Source organism: Nocardioides sp., from assembly GCF_031422975.1.
Classification (GTDB): domain Bacteria; phylum Actinomycetota; class Actinomycetes; order Propionibacteriales; family Nocardioidaceae; genus Nocardioides.
Genome location: NZ_JANPEO010000095.1, coordinates 1 through 4,170 on the forward strand (window position 1 = coordinate 1; position 4,170 = coordinate 4,170).

Genomic DNA, 4,170 nt, shown 5'->3' on the forward strand with positions numbered 1-4,170 from the left:
GTCGGCCAGCTTGCGGGCCACGCGCCAGCGATCCGCTGCCTCGAGCTCGCGCTCGCGGGCCTTGCGTGCCTTGCAAAACGGGTTCAGCGCCATGCAACGACCCTAGTCCGGGGCCAGGATAACTACAGGTTTGTAGTTATCGCGGTCCGGTTGTTCCCCGGTGTTCGACGTGTTCTGATCAATCGTCACGCCAGCCACATCCGTCCCACAGATCACGGAGTCCGACGCCTCATGCGCCGCCTGTCCCTCGTCATCGCGATCGTCTTGGGTCTGTCGACGCTGGCCGCTCCTGTCGAGGCGAAGCGCAGGATCGAGGTCTTTCCGGTCACCGGCGCGGCCACGATCACGATCACGGGACACGGCTACGGGCACGGCCACGGGCTCTCGCAGTACGGCGCCGAAGGGGCCGCCCAGCAGGGGCTCACGTGGCAGCAGATCAGCGAGTTCTACTACCCGGGAACCTCATGGGGGGATCTCCGGGGCTCGATCAAGGTGTTGATCTCGGCCGACACCTCGAGCGACGTGCACGTGCTCGCCCAGCCGGGGCTGAGGGTGACGCGGCTCAATCCGGGCAAGACCTGGACGTTGCCGGTCATCGGGGCCAGGCGGTGGCGCCTGCAGCCCCGGGGGGCCACGACGCAGGTGCAGTACAAGAGATCGATCGGCTGGCAGACGTGGAAGTCGTTCGCCGGCGAGGCGGAGTTCTCGGCCGCCTCGAAGCGGATCGCGCTGGTCAAGAACGGCACGACGTCGACGTACCGAGGACGGCTGCGCTCGGCGATGCCGACGGCCGGTTCCGGGGTGCGTGACACCGTCAACATCCTCAGCCTCGAGCAGTACCTGCGCGGCGTCGTCCCGCTCGAGATCCCGGCGCTGTGGAGCCCGGATGCCGTGAGCGCCCAGGCGGTCGCGGCCCGGACGTACGCCGCGGCCGAGCGCTCGCACCCGAACGCCCCGCACTACGAGATCTGCGACACCAGCGCCTGCCAGGTCTACGGCGGCTACGACGTCGAGCACCCCAGCGCCACGTCCGCGGTCAAGGCCACGGCACACCAGGGGCTGATGTTCGAGGGTCGGGCGGCGTTCACCCAGTTCTCCGCGAGCAGCGGTGGCTGGACCTCCTCGGGCTCGACGCCCTACCTCGTCGCGAAGGAGGACCCCTACGACGCGTGGTCCGGCAACAAGGTGCACACCTGGACGCTCGACGTGGACGACGCGACGCTCGAGCAGCACTACCCGGGCATCGGGGACCTGACGTCGATCGAGATCGCGAGCCGCGACGGCAACGGCGAGTGGGGCGGCCGGGTGGTGGCGATGACGTTGGTGGGCACTGCCGGCCGCGCCGACATCAGCGGCGACACCCTGCGCACCGTGCTGGGCCTCAGGTCGTCGTGGTTCACCTTCACGGTGACGCCGCTGGCGGCCCGGGCCCCGCGCTAGCCGAGCACCAGCACCAGGTCGCCGCCCTCCACCGCCTGCGTGCCAGGTACGGCGACGCGCGTGACCGTGCCGGCGCGGTGTGCCGTGATCGAGGCCTCCATCTTCATCGCCTCGATCGTCGCCACGGTCTGGCCGGCCTCGACCGTGTCGCCCTCGGCCACCCCGACGGAGACGACACCGTCGAACGGTGCGGCGACGTGCCCGCCGTTGGTGGTGTCGGCCTTCTCCGCTGCCGCGACCGCGGCCGCGACGCCGCGATCGCGGATGGCGACCGGGCGGAGCTGGCCGTTGATCGTGCACATGACCGTGCGGATGCCCCGCTCGTCCGGCTCGCCGATGGCCTCCAGTCCGATCAGCAGCGTCTTGCCCTCGCCGAGGGAGACCGAGTGCTCCTCGCCCGCACGCAGGCCGTAGAGGTAGTCCAGGGTGCGTAGCGCCGACACGTCGCCGTACGTCTCCCGCGACTCGCGGAAGTCCTTGGTCGGGCCGGGGAACAGCAGCTCGTTGAGGGTGCCGCGCCGATCGGCGGCGAGCCCGGCCGACTGCTCGCCGGTCAGGGTGGCCGCGGGTGGCTTCCAGGTGCGGCCCGCGAGCGCCTTGGTGCGGAACGGCTCGGGCCAGCCGCCGGGAGGATCGCCCAGCTCGCCGTTGAGGAAGCCGATGACGGAGTCGGGGATGTCGAAGCCGGCCGGGTCCTCCTCGAAGTCGCGCGGATCGGCGCCGACCGCGACCAGGTGCAACGCGAGGTCGCCGACCACCTTGGAGGAGGGCGTCACCTTGACGACGTTGCCGAGGATGTCGTTGGCCGCGGCATACATGTCCTCGACCTGCTCGAACTTCTCGCCCAGGCCCAGCGCGATCGCCTGCTGGCGCAGGTTGGAGAGCTGGCCGCCGGGGATCTCGTGCCGGTAGACGCGGCCGGTCGGTGCCGGCAGTCCCGACTCGAACGGCGCGTAGACACGGCGGATCGCCTCCCAGTAGGGCTCGAGCGCGTTGACGTGGGCCAGCGACAGCCCGGACTCGCGCGCGCTGTGGTCGGTCGCGGAGACCAGCGCGGAGAGCGGTGGCTGCGAGGTCGTGCCGGCCATCGAGGCGCAGGCGGCGTCGACGGCGTCCACGCCCGACTCGATGGCCGCCAGCAGGGTCGCGAGCTGGCCGCCCGGGGTGTCGTGGGTGTGGAGGTGGACCGGCAGGTCGAACTCCGTGCGCAGCGCGGTCACCAGGGTGCGAGCCGCCGGCGCCCGAAGCAGACCGGCCATGTCCTTGATGGCGATGACGTGTGCGCCGGCGTCCACGATGCGCTCGGCCAGCTTCAGGTAGTAGTCGAGCGTGTAGAGCCGCTCCTCGGGGTTGGACAGGTCGCCGGTGTAGCAGAGCGCGACCTCGGCCACGGTCGAGCCGGTGGCCCGGACGGCCTCGATCGCGGGGCGCATCTGCTCGACGTCGTTGAGCGCGTCGAAGATCCGGAACACGTCGATGCCGGTCGCTGCGGCCTCCTGCACGAAGGCCTCGGTCACCTCGGTGGGGTACGGCGTGTAGCCGACCGTGTTCCGGCCGCGCAGCAGCATCTGCAGGCAGATGTTGGGCACCGACTGACGCAGCTGGGCCAGCCGCTCCCACGGGTCCTCGGCGAGGAAGCGCAACGCGACGTCGTACGTCGCACCGCCCCATGCCTCCAGGGACCACAGCTGTGGCGTGGTGCGGGCCACGTGTCCGGCGACCGCCACCAGGTCCCGGGTGCGCACCCGGGTCGCGAGCAGCGACTGGTGCGCGTCGCGGAACGTCGTGTCGGTGACGGCCACGCTGTTCTGCGCGCGAAGCCTCCGGGCGAACTCCTCGGGACCCACCTGGAGCAGGAGCTGGCGGGTGCCGTCGGGGGCCGGGACGTCGAGCCTGACGTCGGGCAGCTTGGTGACCGGGTCGATCGTGACCGGCGCCGGACCGTACGGCTGGTTGACGGTGACGTCGGCCAGGTAGGTCAGCAGCTTGCTGCTGCGGTCGCCGGAGGCGCGGGCCGAGAGCAGGTGTGGGTGGGTCTCGATGAACGACGTGGTGACGCGACCGGCGGCGAAGTCGGGATCATCGAGCACGGCCTGGAGGAACGCGATGTTGGTGGACACGCCCCGGATGCGGAACTCGGCGACCGCTCGTCGGGCCTTCTCGACGGCCTTGTCGAAGGTCCGGCCACGGCAGGTCAGCTTGGCCAGCATCGAGTCGAAGTGCGCGCTGACCTCTGCTCCGGTGTAGGTCGTGCCACCGTCGATGCGCACGCCGGCGCCGCCGGGGGAGCGGTAGGTCGTGATCTTGCCGGTGTCGGGGCGGAAGCCGTTGGCGGGGTCCTCGGTGGTGATCCGACACTGCAGGGCGGCGCCCCGGATGCTGACCGTCTCCTGGGAGAGGCCGAGATCGGCCAGGGTGGCGCCGGCCGCGATCAGGATCTGCGACTGCACGAGGTCGACGTCGGTGATCTCCTCGGTGACGGTGTGCTCGACCTGGATGCGGGGGTTCATCTCGATGAACACGTAGTTGCCTGCGGGGTCGAGGAGGAACTCGACAGTGCCGGCGTTGCGGTAGCCGATCTCGGTGGCGAAGCGCACCGCATCGGCGCACATGCGGTCGCGGAGCTCGGGGTCGAGGTTGGGAGCGGGCGCGATCTCGATGACCTTCTGGTGGCGTCGCTGCACCGAGCAGTCGCGCTCGAAGAGGTGGATCACGTTGCCCTCGCCATCG

General features: G+C 70.6%; 2 protein-coding genes. One reads left to right on the forward strand and one right to left on the reverse strand.

All coding sequences use genetic code 11. From position 1 onward, the window contains the following. Positions 1–231 precede the first annotated feature (231 nt). Positions 232–1,440 (forward strand): SpoIID/LytB domain-containing protein, encoded by a 1,209-nt coding sequence (locus RMO85_RS03205; RefSeq protein ID WP_310526431.1) that lies wholly within the window; start codon positions 232–234, stop codon positions 1,438–1,440. Here RMO85_RS03205 and RMO85_RS03210 read toward each other — a convergent pair. Continuing rightward, the coding region (locus tag RMO85_RS03210) for a pyruvate carboxylase (RefSeq protein ID WP_310526432.1) at positions 1,437–4,170 on the reverse strand (2,734 nt) is incomplete at its 5' end. The genes RMO85_RS03205 and RMO85_RS03210 overlap by 4 nt on opposite strands.

Coding starts and splice junctions, on each gene's coding strand:
- RMO85_RS03205 (WP_310526431.1), top strand. CDS start 232: ATGCGCCGCCTGTCCCTCGTCATCGCGATCGTCTTGGGTCTGTCGACG.